Annotated in this window: 1 protein-coding gene; it reads left to right on the plus strand. The window is 66.4% G+C overall.

All coding sequences use genetic code 11. The annotated features are described in order from the left end of the window. Positions 1-423 (plus strand): phosphatase PAP2 family protein (locus tag EN969_RS35000; RefSeq protein ID WP_164758840.1); only part of this gene is annotated, 423 nt, incomplete at both ends.

A 423-nucleotide genomic window follows, 5' to 3' on the forward strand; every position in this document is an offset into this window, starting at 1 on the left:
GATCGTGACGGCGGTAATCGTCTATCTCCTGCTTATCCGCAGGCCGGCGACCGCCCTTTTCATCTTCGTGGCGGTGGCCGGCGGTCAGATGCTGTCGAGCCTGCTGAAAGCCGGAATCGACCGGCCGCGCCCCGAACTCGTCTCGCATCTCGTCAACGAAACGACGCTGTCTTTTCCCAGCGGCCACGCCATGCTGTCGGCGGTGACCTATCTGACGCTCGGCGCGCTGGCGGCACGCTTCCTGCCCGGTCGAACGACGAAGATCTATGTGCTGTCGCTGGCGGTGCTGACGACGCTGCTGGTCGGCATCAGCCGCGTCTATCTCGGCGTCCACTGGCCGTCGGATGTGCTGGCCGGCTGGTGCGCCGGCTTCGTCTGGGCGATGCTGTGCTGGCTCGCTGCCCGGACGTGGCAGCGATGGCG

It is taken from the genome of Mesorhizobium sp. M7A.F.Ca.CA.003.01.2.1, from assembly GCF_003998945.1.
Classification (GTDB): Bacteria; Pseudomonadota; Alphaproteobacteria; order Rhizobiales; family Rhizobiaceae; genus Mesorhizobium; species Mesorhizobium ciceri.